The sequence below is a fragment of the Janthinobacterium psychrotolerans genome (genome assembly GCF_001677885.1).
In the GTDB taxonomy this organism is placed as follows: Bacteria; Pseudomonadota; Gammaproteobacteria; order Burkholderiales; family Burkholderiaceae_D; genus Janthinobacterium; species Janthinobacterium psychrotolerans.
The window spans coordinates 266,957-283,310 of sequence record NZ_LOCQ01000062.1 but is presented as its reverse complement, the minus strand read 5'-3'; the positions used below and the strand labels follow the sequence as shown (position 1 = coordinate 283,310).

The window sequence follows — 16,354 nt, the reverse complement described above, 5'->3', positions numbered from 1 at the left end:
CCTTAGAAAGTACGTGGTTTCGGTTTGAAGGTATCAACCGTCAGCGGCTTGGTCACGACCGGCTTGTAGTCCAGGCGGTTGCCTTCCGAATACCACAGAGTGTGCTTCATCCAGTTGTCGTCGTCGCGGGTCGGGTGATCGTCCTGGGCATGCGCGCCGCGCGATTCCTTGCGCGCCGCCGCCGAGACGATGGTTGCCTTGGCCGTTTCGATCAGGTTGTCCAGCTCCAGCGCTTCCACGCGGGCGGTGTTGAACACCATCGACTTGTCCTTGAAGGAGACGTGCTTGCGGCGCTCGTCGAGCTTCATGATTTCTTCGACGCCCTTGTTCAGCATCTCGTCGGTACGGAACACGCCGCAGTACTTCTGCATGGTGGCGCGAATGTCGTTCGCCACGCCCTGCACGGTTTCCGTGCCGGTCGAGTTTTCCAGGCGCGCCAGGCGGTTCATCGCGAAATCGGCCGCATCGGCTGGCAAAGGCTTGTTTTCCTTGGCTTTCAGGCCGCTGCCCACGATATGGTTGCCGGCCGCGCGGCCGAACACCACCAGGTCGAGCAGCGAGTTGGTGCCCAGGCGGTTCGCGCCGTGGACCGATACGCAGGCGCATTCGCCGATCGCGTACAGGCCGTTGACAACCTTGGCCGATTTTTCAGGACCGGTCGGGGTGACGACCTGGCCGTGGATATTGGTCGGGATGCCGCCCATCTGGTAGTGAATCGTCGGCACCACGGGAATCGGTTCCTTGGTGGCGTCGACGTTGGCGAACTTGTGGCCGATTTCCAGGATCGACGGCAGGCGCTTGGCGATGGTGTCGGCGCCGATATGGCGCAGGTCCAGCATCACGTGGTCCTTGTTCGGACCGCAGCCGCGGCCTTCCTTGATTTCCTGGTCCATCGAACGCGACACGAAGTCGCGCGGCGCCAGATCCTTCAGGGTCGGCGCATAACGCTCCATGAAGCGTTCGCCTTCCGAGTTGATCAGGATGCCGCCTTCGCCGCGCACGCCTTCGGTGATCAACACGCCCGCGCCGGCCACGCCGGTCGGGTGGAACTGCCAGAATTCCATGTCCTGCAGCGGCAGGCCGGCGCGTGCCGCCATGCCCATGCCGTCGCCGGTGTTAATGAAGGCATTGGTCGAGGCGGCAAAGATACGGCCCGCGCCGCCGGTGGCCATCACGGTGGTCTTCGCTTCCAGGATCATGCATTCGCCGGTTTCCATTTCCAGCGCGACGACGCCAATGACGTCGCCGTCGGCATCGCGGATCAGGTCGAGCGCCATCCATTCGACAAAGAAGTGGGTACGCGCGCGCACATTGCGCTGGTACAGCGTGTGCAGCAGGGCGTGACCGGTACGGTCGGCCGCCGCGCAGGCGCGCTGCACCGGCTTTTCGCCGAAGTGGGCCGTGTGGCCGCCGAACGGACGCTGGTAGATCGTGCCGTCAGGGTTGCGGTCGAACGGCATGCCGAAGTGTTCCAGTTCGTACACGACTTTTGGCGCTTCACGGCACATGAATTCGATGGCGTCCTGGTCGCCCAGATAGTCGCCACCCTTGACGGTGTCGAACATGTGCCAGAACCAGTTGTCTTCGGCCATGTTGCCGAGCGAGGCGCCGATACCGCCCTGCGCCGCCACGGTGTGCGAGCGGGTCGGGAAGACTTTCGACAGGACTGCGACGTTCAGGCCGGCTTCGGCCAGTTGCAACGACGCGCGCATGCCGGAACCGCCGGCGCCAACGATGACCGCATCAAAACGGCGGGTAGGGATTGCGGATTTATATGCTGCCACGATTACACACTCCAGAGTATCTGTACCGTCCAGCCGGCACAAGCGATCAACCACAGCATGGTGGCAATTTGCAGAGCCAGGCGCAGGCCGGTGGCTTTCACGTAGTCCATCCAGACATCGCGCATACCGACCCATGCGTGGTAAAACAGCGCCAGGAACGTTACCAGGCTGAATAATTTGAACCATTGCTGCGCAAACAGACCCGCCCAGCCTTCATAGCTGAAGTTCTGGCCGGTCAGAAACGAGATCAGCAGGATGGCGACATAGACCACCATGACGATGGCGGTCACGCGCTGGGCCAGCCAGTCGCGCATGCCGTAGTGGGCGCCGACGACGAGGCGTTTCGGTCCGATGTTATTGTCTGCCATGTTTAAAATACTCCAAACAGTTTCAAAGCGACCAGGACGGTCAGCACCAGGCTCACCACCAGCACCGTCGATGCGGTCTTGCGGGCCGGCTCTTTTTCGATGGCGACGTGCACATCCATGAACAGATGGCGGATACCGGCGCAGAAGTGGTGCAGGAAGGCCCAGACCAGGCCCAGGGTGATCAGCTTGACGAACCAGTGCGAGGCGATGCCCTGGAAGTAAGCGTAGGACATTTCGGAACGCAGGCTCAGTTCCAGCATGTACAGGATGCACGGCAGCAGGGCGAAAATGATGAATCCGCTGATACGATGCAGGATCGACACGATGGCGCCAACCGCCATGCGGTAGTTCGACAATTCGGTAACATGAATGTTACGGAATTGCGGCCGTTCTTTTTTTGGTACTTCTTTTACGGCTTCAGACATAACAAAAACCTCCCCTTTGAACTGAACTAAATATTGGAAGCCGCGATTTTCGCCGATTTTCGCAGGCCATACCACTATCTATTGTTACATATAACCAAAATGGTTTTTTACTACACGATACCGCGCTACTTTCCGTAGTTCACGTAATTTAATTACAGAAACGCTGGCAAAAAACGACCCGCCGGTGGCGTACGCCTGGCGGGCCGCGCTTTGCCTGCGATTTCTGCTGTCTCCCATACCCGCTCGCGCAGATACGTTACTCACGATGCACTTGAGCCTGTCCGCTTGTGCGGGCGCTTTGGCGCCCAGCGGCTGTCAGCTCAGTTCATTCTGATAATGATGGCGGCTGGTCAGGTACAGGCCGCGCCGCAATTCCACCGGCTTGTCGCCGTACGTAAAGGACACGCGTTCGGAACTGAGCATCGGCGTGCCTGGCGCGATATTCAACAATTGGGCCGCGTCCGCATCGGCGCACACGGCGCGGATCTGCTCGGAGGCGCGGATCATGCGCGTGCCGAACTCGGTTTCGAACAGGCCGTACATCGGCCCCTTGTATTCGACCAGGCGCTCGGCGGTCAGGCCCTTGAAGATCAGGCCGGGCAGCCACAGCTCTTCGACGATGGTCGGCACGCCGTCGAAATACTGAACCCGCTTGATAAAGATGACCGCATCGCCCGATTTCAGTTCCATCAGCCGCGCCACGTCGGCCGGCGCGCGCACGCGCTTGACTTCGACGAACTTGCTTTCAGGGTAGTGCGGCACGCCTTCGTCGGGCACCAGGCGCAGGAAGCGGAAATGCGCGCGCGCCTCGTGGTGGGTGGAGACGAACGTGCCCTTGCCCTGGCGGCGCATGACGAGGTTTTCGGCGGCCAGCTCATCGATGGCCTTGCGCACCGTGCCCTGGCTGACCTTGAAACGCCCGGCCAATTCGACTTCGCTGGGGATCAGTTCGCCCGGCTTCCACTCGCCCGACTGCAGGCTTTGCGTAATCAGGGCCTTGATCTGCTGATATAAAGGACTGAAGGTGGGCGACGCGGCGGCCGCGCCGGCCACTGCCGCAGGGGCTGGCCCTGGCGCTGCGGCAGGCGTGGCGGCGGTCTCGGATGGATGGGGCGTGGCTGGCGTGCCCGCGGTCGGACTGACCGCCCCGCTTGCAGCAGTGGCATGGTTGGTCAGATTGGACGAGGCGGAATTCATAGTGCGACATTTCAACACAAATCACTGCGCGCGTCCAGTAAAACACCCACGGTTATCTGTCTTATATAAGACATAAGATAGGATTGACAGATGCAAATCGGAGGCCTACACTGCCCCCGACAAACTGATGGCGTTCCGACCGGCGCGTTGCAGGCCAGCCACTCTGGCATATAACAGGCAAGGGCGCGACAGCGCACACCACCGGCAATTCGGTGGCGACTGCCGGTTTTGGTATGATTACAGTTTTTCCGAACAAGCGTAAGCCCAGCTTCAAGCCCGTTTTCTTTCCCATTTTTGGAGATTCATCATGGCAAAAACCCCTATGCGTGTTGCAGTGACCGGCGCCGCCGGCCAGATCGGCTACGCCCTGTTGTTCCGCATCGCCAATGGCGACATGCTCGGCAAGGACCAGCCTGTCATCTTGCAATTGCTTGAAATCGCCGACGAAAAAGCCCAGAAAGCGCTCAAGGGCGTAATGATGGAAATCGACGACTGCGCCTTCCCGCTGCTGACGGAAATGACCGCCCACTCCGATCCGATGACCGCCTTCAAGGATGTCGACGTGGCCGTGCTGGTCGGCGCCCGTCCACGCGGCCCTGGCATGGAACGCAAGGACCTGCTCGAAGCGAACGCACAGATCTTCACGGTGCAAGGCAAGGCGCTCGACGCCGTCGCTTCGCGCAACGTCAAGGTGCTGGTGGTCGGCAACCCTGCCAACACCAACGCCTACATCGCCATGAAATCGGCGCCATCGCTGCCGGCGAAAAACTTCACCGCCATGCTGCGCCTGGACCACAACCGCGCGCTGTCGCAAGTGGCCGCCAAGACCGGCACCGCCGTGAAAGACATCGAAAAGCTGACCGTGTGGGGCAATCACTCGCCAACCATGTATGCTGACTACCGTTTCGCCACCGTCAATGGCAAGGCCGTCAAAGACCTGATCAACGACCAGGAATGGAACGCCAACACCTTCCTGCCGACCGTCGGCAAGCGCGGCGCGGCCATCATCGAAGCGCGCGGCCTGTCGTCGGCAGCGTCGGCGGCGAACGCCGCCATCGACCACGTCCATGACTGGATGCTGGGCACGAATGGCAAATGGACCACCATGGGCGTACCGTCCGATGGTTCGTATGGCATTCCTGAAGGCACCATGTTCGGTTTCCCTGTCACCACGGAAAACGGCGAATACACCATCGTTCAGGGCCTGGAAATCGATGCATTCTCGCAAGAGCGCATCAACCTGACCCTGAAAGAGCTGACCGAAGAGCGCGAAGGCGTGAAACACCTGCTCGCTTAAGTCGAGGGCAAATATGGCGGCGCGGTGTACACTGCGTCGCACGCCATCAAGGCCGCACCGCGCATGTCGCGGCGCGGCCGTTTTATCAAGCAGTTTTCATCAGTGGAGATGCCTTAAAGCATGCACCCTTCCGAGGTTTTATTCCAAGGCAAACGCCAGCCGCTGTTGCTCGCCGCTTGCGACCACTACGCCGGCTCCGAAAAGCTGATGCGTAAATCGATTGCTTTGCAACAAGAGCTTGGCCCCCTGTTCGACATCACCTTCGATTGCGAAGACGGCGCCAGCGCCGGCAACGAAGAGGCCCATGCACAACTGGTGGCCGAACTGCTGGCCAGCGACGGCAACCAGTTCAACCGCATCGGCGTGCGCGTGCACGACGTCGACAGCCCGTTTTTTGCGCGCGACGTGGAAATCGTCTGCGCGGCCGCCCAGCGCATCGCGTATATCGCCGTGCCCAAGGTCAACAGCGTGCAGGACGCCATGCTGGCGATCGACCTGATCAACCTGCATGCGCGCCGCGCCGGGCGCGACAACCTGCCGGTGCATATCCTGATCGAGACCCATGGCGCGCTGCGCGACGCGTATGCGCTCGCCGCCCTGCCCCAGGTCGAGTGCCTGTCGTTCGGCATCATGGATTTTGTCTCGTCGCACTACGGCGCCGTGCCGGCCGCGGCCATGCGCACGCCGGGCCAGTTCACGCACCCGCTGGTGGTGCGCGCCAAGCTCGAGGTGGCCAGCGCCTGCCACGCCCACGGCAAGGTGCCGTCGCACAATGTGACCACCGACGTGCGCGATTCGGCGGTGGTGGCCAATGACGCCCAGCGCGCGGCGGCCGAATTCGGCTACACGCGCATGTGGAGCATCCACCCCGACCAGATCAAACCCATCATCAAGGCCTTCACGCCCCGCCTGTCCGAGGTGAATGAAGCGAGCAACATCCTCAACGAGGCGCTGCGCGCCAACTGGGGACCGATCGCACAGAATGGCCGCTTGCATGACCGCGCCAGCTACCGATATTATTGGACCGTTTTGCAGCGCGCCAAGCTGGCAGGCCTGGGCCTGCCCGAGGCGGCCGCTGCATTACTGAACCCGCCATTGACCAGCACCACCGAAAACTGACAGGAATACCACGATGTCCCTCTCCAAATTAGCCCTCGCCTGCAGCGTTGCACTGGGCGCCATGACGCTCGCGCTGGCGCCAGCCAGCTACGCCGCCACCGACACCAAGGCCCCTGCCAAGGCCAAGACCGCCAAGACCACCAAGGCCAAGGCCAAAGCGCCGGCCAAGGCCAAGGCCGCGAAACCGGCCGCCATGCCGGCCGAGCCGAACGAAGAAGCCGACGAGCCGGACACCACCGGTTCGGCCACCACCGAATTCAATTGCGAACTTGGTAACAAGATTACCATCTACAGCAATGCCACCGATGACTCCCACATCGCGCTGCGCTGGCAAAAGCGCCTGCACCGCCTGAGCCGCGTCGGCACCACCACCGGCGCCCACCGTTTTGAGAACCGCCTGTACGGCTTGATCTGGATCGGCATCCCGGCCAAGGGCATGCTGCTCGATTCCAAGCAGAACCGCCAGCTGGCCAACGAATGCAAGGATGCGGAGCAGGCCAAGCCAACGGTGGCGACCGAAGCGCCGGTATCGCTGGGCGTCGTCAAGCCTGCCGGCGGCTGATGTCAGCAGTCATGTTTTGCACCCTGAATAATCAATAAACAGACGATACCCAACAAGGAGAGGTCATGCCCAGCAACACTTTGAACACGCTCAAGGACTTTACTATTTCAGCCGGCAAGAAGGGGCAGCTGTACTCCCTGCCGGCGCTGGAAAAAAGCCTGGGCATTAATGTCTCGCGCCTGCCGGTGTCGATCCGCATCGTGCTCGAATCGGTGCTGCGCAACTGCGACGGCAAGAAGGTCACCGAAGAACACGTCAGGCAACTGGCGAACTGGGGCCCGACCGCCGAGCGCACCGACGAGATTCCGTTCGTGGTGGCGCGCGTGGTGCTGCAGGACTTCACCGGCGTGCCGCTGCTGGCCGACCTGGCCGCCATGCGCAACGTGGCCGCCAAGATGGGTATCAACGCCAAGAAGATCGAGCCTCTGGTGCCGGTCGACCTGGTGGTCGACCACTCGGTGACCATCGATCACTACCGCGAAAAGAAAGCGCTGGACCTGAACATGAAACTGGAATTTTCGCGCAATAACGAGCGCTACCAGTTCATGAAATGGGGCATGCAGGCCTTCGACACCTTCGGCGTGGTGCCACCTGGCTTCGGCATCGTGCACCAGGTCAACCTGGAATACCTGGCGCGCGGCGTGCACAGCACCGGCAAGAAAGCCGGCGACGTCTACTACCCTGACACCCTGGTCGGCACCGACTCGCACACCACCATGATCAACGGCATCGGCGTGGTCGGCTGGGGCGTGGGCGGCATCGAGGCCGAAGCCGGCATGCTGGGCCAGCCGGTGTACTTCCTGACGCCGGACGTGATCGGCGTGAACCTGTCGGGCGCGCTGCGCGAAGGCTGTACCGCCACCGATCTGGTGCTCACCATTACCGAACTGCTGCGCAAGGAGAAAGTCGTCGGCAAGTTCGTCGAGTTCTTCGGTGCAGGCACCGAGTCGCTGACCCTGACCGACCGCGCCACCATCGCCAACATGGCGCCGGAATACGGCGCCACCATGGGCTTCTTCCCGGTCGACGACGCGACCATCGACTACTTCAAGGGCACCGGCCGCAGCAAGGCTGAAATCGACGCCTTCCAGGGCTACTTCAAGGCGCAGAACCTGTACGGCGTGCCGAAAGCCGGCGAGATCGACTACACGCGCGTGGTGGAACTGGACCTGGCTTCGGTGGCGCCATCGCTGGCCGGCCCGAAGCGCCCGCAAGACCGCATCGAAATCGGCAATGTGAAAGCGAACTTCGCCGAGCTGTTCGCCAAGCCGACCACCGAAAACGGCTTCAACAAGAATCCTGCCGACCTGGCCGCCGTGTACGAAACGACGAACGGCGTGAAAGTGTCGAACGGCGACGTGCTGATCGCCGCCATCACCTCGTGCACCAACACCTCGAACCCGAGCGTGATGCTGGCCGCCGGCCTGCTGGCGAAAAAAGCCGTCGAAGCGGGCCTGAAAGTGGCGCCCCACATCAAGACCTCGCTGGCCCCCGGCTCGCGCGTGGTCACCGAATACCTGACCGCCGCCGGCCTGCTGCCCTACCTGGAAAAACTGGGCTTCGGCGTGACCGCCTACGGCTGCACCACCTGTATCGGCAATGCCGGCGACCTGACGCCGGAACTGAACGCGGCCATTTCCACGCATGACATCGTCGCCTCGGCCGTGTTGTCGGGCAACCGCAACTTCGAAGCGCGCATCCACCCGAACATCCGTTCGAACTTCCTGGCCTCGCCGCCGCTGGTGGTGGCCTACGCCATCGCCGGCAACATGACGCGCGACCTGATGACCGAACCGGTCGGCAAGGGCAAGGGCGGCAAGGATGTCTACCTGGGCGATATCTGGCCGACCTCGGCCGAAGTATCGGCCATGATGAAGTTCGCCATGAACGCCAAGGTGTTCAAGGACAACTACGCCGACGTCAAGGGCGCGCCAGGCAAGCTGTGGGAAAAAGTGACGACGGTTTCGGGCCAGGTCTACAACTGGCCGAAATCGACCTATATCGCGGAACCGCCGTTCTTCGACAATTTCTCGATGACGCCGGCGGCCGTGGCCACCGGCATCGAAGGCGCGCGCGCCCTGGGCGTGTTCGGCGACTCGATCACCACCGACCACATCTCGCCAGCGGGCTCGATCCAGGAAAACGGCCCGGCCGGCAAATGGCTGAAGGAAAACGGCGTCCTGAAAGCGGACTTCAACTCCTACGGCTCGCGCCGCGGCAACCATGAAATCATGATGCGCGGCACCTTTGCCAACGTGCGCATCAAGAACCGCATGATCCCTGCCAAGGCCGACGGCTCGGCAGTCGAAGGCGGCATCACGATCCACCAGCCTTCCGGCGAACAGATGTCGATCTACGACGCGGCCATGAAGTATGTGGCCGAAGGCACGCCGACCATGGTGTTCGGCGGCGAAGAGTACGGCACCGGCTCGTCGCGCGACTGGGCCGCCAAGGGCACCCAGCTGCTGGGCGTGAAAGCCGTGATCACCCGCTCGTTCGAGCGCATTCACCGCTCGAACCTGGTCGGCATGGGCGTGTTGCCGCTGCAATTTATCGGCGACGACAGCGTGCAGACCCTCGGCATCACCGGCGAGGAAACGTTCGACCTGAAGGGCCTGGAAGGCGAGATCAAGCCGCAGCAACTGGCGACCCTGGTGATCCACCGCGCCAACGGCACCTCGCAGGAAGTCGCCGTGCTGCTGCGCATCGACACGCCGATCGAAGTCGATTACTACAAGCACGGCGGCATCCTGCCATTCGTGCTGCGCCAGCTGCTGGCCGAATAAGCCATCAAGCGTCGCCGCATCTGAAAAACGCCGGTTCCGACCGGCGTTTTTTTTGCGCTATTTTCCGTGTGCAGACTTGAAATCGCGGCAAGCGCCATGATCTGCATTCAGCTTGTGCATCCGTGTGGCCTTATCCTCTACAATACGGTTATAAGGGTTATCATTGTTTGACTGATCCATTTTTTTCACTTTCCGAGACTCTTATCCCGCTATGCGTCGTCCTTCAAAAGATTCATCCCATAAACTGACTGCCGACAGCCAGCGCCTGGTTACCTTTGCCCAGGCGATCGTGCAGGCAGCGAGCCGTCTCGAAGAGCGCTCCTGGGAACACAGCCTGGATACGCAGCTCCAGAAGTTACTCAAGACCGGTCATCAGGACACCATCGACAACACCCTGGGCAGCCTGTTCAAGGAAGACCTGAACGCCTACGACGTGCTGATGGACGGCGTCGAAGCCGTCAGCGAAAGCACCGTCATCGTGCATGAAGACGTGCGCTACGACGCGCTGCTGGTGGCCGTGCCGATCCTGGCCTGGACGCGCTTCTCGATCGCCTCGGGCAGCATTGCCGCCGATGCGCATGGCGTGCTGTCGATGCATTTTGCCGCCCACCTGCTGGCCGAGGGCACCAAAATGGCGATGGCGCCGACCCTGTACTCGATCGACCAGTTGCCGCGCAGCCACGTTGAAACCTATGCCAAGACGCAAAAGCTGGCGCAGGCCGCGCTGAAAGGCTCGACGTTGAAACCGTCAAGCAAGGAGCCGGAAACGGCGCCCTTCCTGGCCGATACGCGCTACCTGCTGGTGGCGGTGGTGGCCCCGGCAGGCAGCCCGCTGTTTCGCTGGCAGGTGCCGGCGCTGCAGAACGACTTTATCGTCGAACGCAGCGCGGCGCTCGATCAATGGCGCGTGCAGGCCACGCCGACCATCGCCCGCCTGCTGCCCGGCTGCGGCCTGGAGCTGCTGCTGCCCGAAGCGTATTACGTGGCCTGCCGCGAAGCGGACAAGTTGATCCGCCCGGTCTCGGTGCGCGCCGCCGTGCATTACCTGACGCACACGCTGGCGATCGAACCGTCGGAACTGCGCGCCGTGATCGCCGGCTTCGGCGAAGAGTCAAACGACGGCCAGGTCGACGAATACCGCATCGCGTTTACCCTGCGCCAGGCGCCGGAAGTAATTTACGGCATCGTCTGGCCGCTGTATGGCCAGGAAGACGAGGACGGCACGCCGATCGAAGGCCTGATCCAGGTCGGCATCGCCGCGCTCGACAAGCAGAAGACGCCGGTCGATGAAATCATCGAACACCTGAACGCGGCCGGCATCACGCAGATCAAGCGCCATGCCGAACGCTACGTGGGCGAATACTGCGACGACTGCGGCGCGCCATTGTTTGCCGACCCGGTGGGCGAATTGGCGCATGCGGAAATGCCGGAAGATACGCCGCAAGGGACCGAGCATTTTCATTGATGAGCCAACGGTGGTGTCGGATTACGCGCTGTGCGCTAATCCGACCTACGATGCTGCAAGGGTTCGTAGGTCGGATTAGCGGGGCCGCCTAGGCGTAGCGTAATCCGACAACACCGTTATCGCATGACAAAAAAAGGCGGAACCGAGGTTCCGCCTTTTTTACATTCCAAGCATCGCCATCACCACTGCGAATACGGATGCCGTATCAGGTTCGCGTTGTAATAGCGCGCATCATCGGACACTTCCTCGCCGACCCAGTCGGGCTTGTCGAACGGCTGGTCTTCCGAATGCAGTTCGATCTCGGCCACCACCAGGCCGAAGTTCGCACCGAGGAACTCGTCGACTTCCCACACCATGCCGGCATACATGATGCGGCGCCGGTATTTCTCGATCAGCGGCTGCTCGCACAGGCCGTCGAGCAGCTCGTTGGCATCGGCCAGCGGGATCGGATACTCCCATTCGCCGCGGCTGGCGCCCACGTTCGGGCCCTTGATGGTCAGCATGGCGTGGTGGCCTTCGATGCGCACGCGCACCACGCGTTCGCGCGTGGACGACAGATAGCCCTGGCGCAGCAGTTCCGGGTCGGCCAACTCGCGCCAGTCGTCATTGGCAAGCAGGAATTTACGTTCGATCTCGACGCCCATGATCACGCCCTCAGCCGAGCGACAGCAAGATAGGCTGCAGCATGGCCGCGCCCAGGGCCGCGCTGCGCGCGCCGTTCCAGCCCACCGCCGGGTCGGGCAGGTCGGCGTTCTCCTTGAACGGCATTTCCAGCGTCAGCGCCAGGCAGCCGAAGTGGTGGCCGATGTATTTCGAAGCCAGGGTCAGCATGTCGGACTTGTACTTGCTGGCGGCGTAGCCGAACTTGTCCTGGAAGTCGGGGCTGGCCTGCTTGTAGCGCTCGATGAAGGCCTTCTGGTGCGCGGCTTGCTCCGGCGTGAAGTTCTCCAGCATCTCGTTGCCGGCCACAAAGTTGTACGGCAGCGCTTCGTCGCCGTGGATGTCGAAGAACATGTCGACGCCGGTTTCGTGAATCTTGTTTTTCACGCACAGCACTTCCGGGCTGGCAGCCAGCGACGGTGTCATCCATTCGCGGTTCAGGTTGGCGCCGGCCGCGTTGGTGCGCAGGTTGCCGCGGATCGAGCCATCGGGATTCATGTTCGGCACGATATGGAACACGGCGCGCTGCAACAGCTTGCGCGCGATCGGGTTGGCGTCGTCGAGCAGGGAGTCGATCAGGCCTTCGACAAACCATTCTGCCATCGACTCGCCGGGGTGCTGGCGCGCGATGATCCAGATTTTCTTCTCCGCCTGCGGGTTGCCGATGGTGACCAGGTTCATGTCGCGCCCGTCAACCGTGCTGCCCAGGTCGGAAACGCGCGCCAGCGGATGCTCGGCCACCTCGCCCAGCAGGCGCAGATGGCGCTCCCACGAGTACGGCTCGAAATACGCGTAATACACGCTGTCGAGTTCGGGCGTATGCGTGATCGTCATCACCTGGCCGTCAAAGCTGGTGGGCACGCGGAACCAGTTTTCGCTGTCGTAGCTGGCCACCGCCTGGTAGCCCTCGTAGCCGGCCGGATAAGTGGCCTGGCCGGCGTTCAGGAAGCGCAGGGTGCAGGCCTGGCCGCGCGCGCCTTGCAGGCGGAAATGGAACCACTGGTGGATGTCGGCGTGGCTGTCCTTGCGCAAATTCAGGTCGATGACGCCCGCGCTGGCGGCGTTCACCACCTCGATGGCGCCGGAGTCGAAATGCTGGCTGATTTTAATGGTCATGTAACGATCCCGTAGTGATATAAAGGCGTTGTCAGTGCCACGGCGCAGTCTGCTGGAGTGCGCCGCAACGGCAAAAACGCAGTGTAAGCGATCCCGCCATTTTCCGCCCTTTGGCCTGATTCGCAAAGCCTGGCCGGTGCATTTTTGCACCAATCCGCGGCATCTTTGGCAAACCGCATGGCGGCACCGAGAAAAAACGGCCAGCCGCGAAAGCGGCCGTGTAAAAAATTGAATTGTAACAACGCTGGAAACATTGCAGGCCCCGTCCGCGCCCTATAATTGTCTCTTTGGTGTGGATTATCAGGAAAGAGTGTGGACAAGAAGTTAAGCAATATCCAGGAAAGAAAGTTGCGCGAAGCGCAGGCACGCCGCGAACATATCATCGCGGTAGTCAAGGACCTTATCAAGAAAGGCGGCGCGCGCGCCGTCTCGATCCGCAAGGTGGCCGACGCGGCCGGCTTTTCCACCACCGTCGTCTACGCCCTGTTCCGCGACAAGGCCAGCCTGATCGGCCAGGCGATGAACAAGGATATGCTGGCGCTGGTGCAGGCCATGCGCAGCGCCAGCGACGCAGGCGGCGGTGGCTGGCAGCGCATCGCCCTGATGGGACGCGCCTATGTGCAGTATGGCTTGCGCCACCGCGACGAATATGCGCTGCTGTTCATGGAACTGCGCCCGCACGCCGCCATCAAGGCGGTCGAGGTGGAACGCGGCAATACCGAGCAGGACCCGTATGCCTACGCGCTGCACCTGTTCGGCGAACTGGCGCACGGCGGCCAGGTGCGCGCGGGCGAGGCGGCGCTGCACGCCATGACGCAGATCTTCTGGCAAGCGCTGCACGGCCTGGTGTCGCTGCGCATCGTGATGGACGAAGCCGATTTGTGGACGCCGCACCTGGCGCTGGACGACCATCTGGAGGACCTGCTGGCGGTGGTAATCGAAGGCTTACGGCTGCGCTTTGCGCCCTGATTGGCCCTAGGCCAGCATGCCGCCGCCTTGCCGGTAGCGCGCATGCCATGACAGCGCCTGCTCCAGCAGATGCGGCGTGTGGCCGCCACGCTGGCAGGCCGCCTCGAAATAGGCGCGCAGCGGCGCCCGGTAATCAGGGTGCGTGCAGCGCTCGATGATCAGCGGCGCCCGTTCACGCGGCGCCAGGCCGCGCAGGTCGGCATAGCCCCATTCCGTCACCAGCACATCGACGTCATGTTCCGTATGGTCCACATGCGAGACCATCGGCACCACGCTCGACACCTTGCCGCCCTTGGCCGCCGACTTGCTGACAAACATCGATAGTTGCCCGTTGCGCGCAAAGTCGCCCGAGCCGCCGATGCCGTTCATCATGTGCGTGCCACATACATGGGTGGAATTGACGTTGCCATAGATGTCGAATTCCAGCGCCGTGTTCAGCGCGATGATGCCCAGGCGGCGCACGATCTCGGGGTGGTTGCTGATCTCCTGCGGGCGCAGCACGATTTTTGAGCGGTAATGATCGATATTGTTCATCAGCTTCTGGTGCATGCTGGCCGACAGGGTGATCGACGAGGCCGAGGCAAACGCCAGCTGGCCCGAATCGAGCAGCGCGATGGCGCTGTCCTGCAGCACTTCCGAATACATCGTCATGTTGCGGAAGGGCGAGCCGATCAGGCCATGCAGCACGGCGTTGGCAATGGTGCCGATACCGGCCTGCAAGGGCAGCAACTCCGGGCCCATGCGCCCGGCCGCCACTTCGCCTTGCAAAAAGGCGATCACGTGGCCGGCGATGGCCTGCGTTTCGGCGTCGGGCGGCAAGGCATTCGACGGACTGTCCGGACTGTCGGTGATGACGATGGCGGCAATGCGCGCCGGGTCGATGGCGATCGCCGTGCCGCCCAGGCGCTGGTCGACGCGCGTGAGCGGAATCGGCGCGCGGCCGGGTAAAGCTTGCGGAATATAAATGTCGTGCAGGCCTTCCAGCGCCAGCGGCGTCGACAGGTTGATCTCGATGATCACCTGCGCGGCCTGCTGGGCAAAGGCGGCCGAATTGCCCACCGACATGGTCGGAATGATGGCGCCGGCCGCCGTGATGGCGGTCGCCTCGATCACCGCGATATCGACGGCGGCCAGGTTGCCCGAGCGCAGTTGCTCGGCCGTTTCCGACAGATGCTGGTCGACGAACATCACCTCGCCGTTGTTGATCTTGCCGCGCAACACAGGGTCGACCTGGAACGGCATGCGGCGCGCCAGCACGCCCGCCTCGGCCATCAGGCCGTCGCTGCCGTTGCCCAGCGAGGCGCCGGTGATCAGGGTCAGGCTCAACGGCTCCCGGCGGGCGCGTTCGGCCAGCGCGCGCGGCAGCGCCTTGGCGTCGCCGGCGCGGGTAAAACCGCTCATGCCGACGCGCATGCCGTTGTGGAACAAGGTGGCGGCCTGGTCGGCACTCATGATTTTGTCGAGCAAGCCCGGGTGGCGTATGCGGTCCTGGTACATCGTGGTCTCCTGTGACGCCTGGAATAGCTGGCCGCTTCAGTATAAAATCCACGATACATGCATGACATGAATTAATTGCGGCATATCCAGTCGCAATTTTCATGCTTTGAGGTACCTCTACCGTGGATATCCGTTCCCTGCGCTATTTCGTGGAAACCGTGCGCCTGTCGAGCTTTACGCAGGCGGCCGAATCGCTGCACCTGACGCAATCGACCATCAGCAAGATGGTGCGCCAGCTCGAAGACGAGGTTGGCGCCCAGCTGCTGGTGCGCGACGGGCGCAAGCTGAGCCTGACCGATACGGGCCGCATCGTCTACCAGCATGGCCAGGAAATGCTGGCCAGCATGCGCCAGCTGACCCTGGAAGTGCGCGACACGCAGGCGCTGGCGCGCGGCAGCCTGACGGTGGGCATCCCGCCGATGATCAACGTGCTGTTCACGCCGGTGCTGAAGGCGTTTCGCGCGCGCCATCCGCAGGTCGCCCTGACCTTGCAGGAAGACACCGGCCAGCAGATCGAGCGCAAGGTGGCCGCCGGCGAACTGGAAATCGGCATGACGGTGCTGCCGGCCGATCCAGCGCTGGACCTGGTGACGGTGCAGGTGGCCAGCTATCCGATCTGGGCGCTGGCCGAACCGGGCACCTTCCAGCAGCAGCGCACCACCCTGCCGTTCAAGGCGCTGGCTGAGTTGCCGCTGGTGCTGCTGAAAGACGAATTTGCCCTCACGCGCAGCCTGCGCCAGCAGTTCGCGCTGGCCGGCTTCACGCCGGTGATCGCGGCCCAGAGCGGCCAGTGGGACTGGCTGGTCGCCATGGCCTCGGCCGGCCTCGGCGTGGCACTGCTGCCGCAACCGTTCATGCACCGCCTGGCCGGAGCGCCGCTGGCGGCGGTGCGCATCGTCGAGCCGGAACTGGCGTGGCAGGTCGCGCATATCTGGAACGGGCATTATCTGTCGCATGCGGCGCGCGCCTGGCTGGCCGTGTGCCAGGAGGTGCTGGGCACGCAACTCGCGCCGTGAATGCAAAAAGGTGGCCGAGGCCACCTTCTTGTTATTGCATGCGTGATTGCAAGTGGCGTAGGTCGGATTAGGCGCGAAGCGCCGTAATCCGAC

At 62.5% G+C, this 16,354-nt stretch carries 14 protein-coding genes; 7 read left to right on the top strand and 7 right to left on the bottom strand.

The window, feature by feature from the left end:
- Positions 1-2 precede the first annotated feature (2 nt).
- From sdhA to ASR47_RS25230, 4 genes are all read right to left on the bottom strand, one after another.
- Complete coding sequence (gene sdhA / locus ASR47_RS25245; protein ID WP_065310544.1) at positions 3-1,784, bottom strand: succinate dehydrogenase flavoprotein subunit; 1,782 nt, start codon at positions 1,782-1,784, stop codon at positions 3-5.
- Positions 1,785-1,786: 2 nt separating this feature from the next.
- Positions 1,787-2,152 (bottom strand): succinate dehydrogenase, hydrophobic membrane anchor protein, encoded by a 366-nt coding sequence (gene sdhD / locus ASR47_RS25240; protein WP_065310543.1) that lies wholly within the window; start codon positions 2,150-2,152, stop codon positions 1,787-1,789.
- 2 nt (positions 2,153-2,154) lie between these two features.
- A complete protein-coding gene (sdhC, locus tag ASR47_RS25235; RefSeq protein WP_065310542.1) occupies positions 2,155-2,577 on the bottom strand; it encodes a succinate dehydrogenase, cytochrome b556 subunit in 423 nt (140 codons plus the stop codon).
- Positions 2,578-2,892: 315 nt separating this feature from the next.
- Entirely contained in the window at positions 2,893-3,774 is an 882-nt protein-coding gene (locus ASR47_RS25230; RefSeq protein ID WP_082989167.1) for a GntR family transcriptional regulator, read from the bottom strand.
- Positions 3,775-4,081: 307 nt separating this feature from the next.
- On the opposite strand from ASR47_RS25230, the gene ASR47_RS25225 reads away from it, so the two are divergent.
- The 5 genes from ASR47_RS25225 to ASR47_RS25205 all read left to right on the top strand — a co-directional run bounded on the left by ASR47_RS25225 (position 4,082) and on the right by ASR47_RS25205 (position 11,003).
- A complete protein-coding gene (locus ASR47_RS25225) occupies positions 4,082-5,071 on the top strand; it encodes a malate dehydrogenase (RefSeq protein ID WP_065310540.1) in 990 nt (329 codons plus the stop codon).
- A gap of 120 nt (positions 5,072-5,191) precedes the next feature.
- Positions 5,192-6,190, top strand: a complete 999-nt coding sequence (locus tag ASR47_RS25220) for an HpcH/HpaI aldolase/citrate lyase family protein (RefSeq protein WP_065310539.1) — start codon at positions 5,192-5,194, stop codon at positions 6,188-6,190.
- A 13-nt stretch (positions 6,191-6,203) separates the two neighbouring features.
- Positions 6,204-6,752, top strand: a complete 549-nt coding sequence (locus ASR47_RS25215) for a hypothetical protein (RefSeq protein ID WP_065310538.1) — start codon at positions 6,204-6,206, stop codon at positions 6,750-6,752.
- Positions 6,753-6,817: 65 nt separating this feature from the next.
- Positions 6,818-9,538, top strand: coding sequence for an aconitate hydratase AcnA (acnA, locus tag ASR47_RS25210; RefSeq protein ID WP_065310537.1), 2,721 nt, complete (start codon positions 6,818-6,820; stop codon positions 9,536-9,538).
- A gap of 211 nt (positions 9,539-9,749) precedes the next feature.
- The gene (locus tag ASR47_RS25205; RefSeq protein WP_065310536.1) at positions 9,750-11,003 is read left to right on the top strand and encodes a DUF2863 family protein; all 1,254 of its coding nucleotides are present in this window, start codon (positions 9,750-9,752) and stop codon (positions 11,001-11,003) included.
- 179 nt (positions 11,004-11,182) lie between these two features.
- Here the strand turns inward: ASR47_RS25205 and ASR47_RS25200 are convergent, their stop codons facing one another.
- Positions 11,183-11,647, bottom strand: coding sequence for a CYTH domain-containing protein (locus ASR47_RS25200; RefSeq protein ID WP_065310731.1), 465 nt, complete (start codon positions 11,645-11,647; stop codon positions 11,183-11,185).
- Positions 11,648-11,657: 10 nt separating this feature from the next.
- The gene (locus ASR47_RS25195; RefSeq protein WP_065310535.1) at positions 11,658-12,779 is read right to left on the bottom strand and encodes a M14 family metallopeptidase; all 1,122 of its coding nucleotides are present in this window, start codon (positions 12,777-12,779) and stop codon (positions 11,658-11,660) included.
- Between the two features lie 312 nt (positions 12,780-13,091).
- Between ASR47_RS25195 and ASR47_RS25190 the strand changes: the two genes are divergently transcribed.
- Positions 13,092-13,748 carry a TetR/AcrR family transcriptional regulator gene (locus ASR47_RS25190; protein WP_065310534.1) on the top strand — a complete coding sequence of 219 codons (657 nt, stop codon included), beginning with the start codon at positions 13,092-13,094 and terminating at the stop codon, positions 13,746-13,748.
- Between the two features lie 6 nt (positions 13,749-13,754).
- Here ASR47_RS25190 and scpC read toward each other — a convergent pair whose 3' ends face one another.
- On the bottom strand, positions 13,755-15,245 hold the full coding sequence (scpC, locus tag ASR47_RS25185) for a succinyl-CoA:acetate CoA-transferase ScpC (RefSeq protein WP_065310533.1): 1,491 nt from the start codon (positions 15,243-15,245) through the stop codon (positions 13,755-13,757).
- Positions 15,246-15,367: 122 nt separating this feature from the next.
- Between scpC and ASR47_RS25180 the strand changes: the two genes are divergently transcribed.
- Positions 15,368-16,261 carry a LysR substrate-binding domain-containing protein gene (locus tag ASR47_RS25180; RefSeq protein WP_065310532.1) on the top strand — a complete coding sequence of 298 codons (894 nt, stop codon included), beginning with the start codon at positions 15,368-15,370 and terminating at the stop codon, positions 16,259-16,261.
- Positions 16,262-16,354: the final 93 nt, after the last annotated feature.

Excerpts from the sequence above, each read along its gene's own strand:
- sdhD (WP_065310543.1), bottom strand. The coding sequence starts at position 2,152 with ATGGCAGACAATAACATCGGACCGAAACGCCTCGTCGTCGGCGCCCAC.
- sdhC (WP_065310542.1), bottom strand. The coding sequence starts at position 2,577 with ATGTCTGAAGCCGTAAAAGAAGTACCAAAAAAAGAACGGCCGCAATTC.
- ASR47_RS25220 (WP_065310539.1), top strand. The coding sequence starts at position 5,192 with ATGCACCCTTCCGAGGTTTTATTCCAAGGCAAACGCCAGCCGCTGTTG.
- ASR47_RS25215 (WP_065310538.1), top strand. The coding sequence starts at position 6,204 with ATGTCCCTCTCCAAATTAGCCCTCGCCTGCAGCGTTGCACTGGGCGCC.
- ASR47_RS25195 (WP_065310535.1), bottom strand. The coding sequence starts at position 12,779 with ATGACCATTAAAATCAGCCAGCATTTCGACTCCGGCGCCATCGAGGTG.
- ASR47_RS25230 (WP_082989167.1), bottom strand. The coding sequence starts at position 3,774 with ATGAATTCCGCCTCGTCCAATCTGACCAACCATGCCACTGCTGCAAGC.
- ASR47_RS25200 (WP_065310731.1), bottom strand. The coding sequence starts at position 11,647 with ATGGGCGTCGAGATCGAACGTAAATTCCTGCTTGCCAATGACGACTGG.
- scpC (WP_065310533.1), bottom strand. The coding sequence starts at position 15,245 with ATGTACCAGGACCGCATACGCCACCCGGGCTTGCTCGACAAAATCATG.
- ASR47_RS25225 (WP_065310540.1), top strand. The coding sequence starts at position 4,082 with ATGGCAAAAACCCCTATGCGTGTTGCAGTGACCGGCGCCGCCGGCCAG.
- ASR47_RS25205 (WP_065310536.1), top strand. The coding sequence starts at position 9,750 with ATGCGTCGTCCTTCAAAAGATTCATCCCATAAACTGACTGCCGACAGC.
- acnA (WP_065310537.1), top strand. The coding sequence starts at position 6,818 with ATGCCCAGCAACACTTTGAACACGCTCAAGGACTTTACTATTTCAGCC.